The following is a 237-nucleotide window of genomic DNA, read 5'->3' as shown; positions in this document are numbered from 1 at the left end:
TGGAAAAGCCCGCAATGTCGATGCCGGCGAACACCCGGTCCAGCGAGGACAGCTCGGTCCGGTTGTACAGCCGCCGCAGCACGCAGTCGTTGAACATGCCGGCCAGCGGCTGGCCCGGCTTGTCCTTCATGAAGTCGCGGAAATCGCGCTCGGTGGTCGCCGCGAAAGGCGTGCGCCTGACCAGCACCAGCTCCTCGCCGGGCGCCACGTCGCAGTAGAAATCGACCTTGTCGCGTT

General features: G+C 65.8%; 1 pseudogene. It reads right to left on the bottom strand.

Annotated elements, in window-relative coordinates:
• Nucleotides 1-237, bottom strand: a pseudogene (locus METUNV1_RS00035) (chemotaxis protein); the annotation flags it as partial.

It is taken from the genome of Methyloversatilis universalis FAM5, assembly GCF_000214035.2.
Classification (GTDB): Bacteria; Pseudomonadota; Gammaproteobacteria; order Burkholderiales; family Rhodocyclaceae; genus Methyloversatilis; species Methyloversatilis universalis.
Note: the sequence above shows the minus strand (reverse complement) of the source record. Positions and strands in the feature narration are given on the sequence as shown.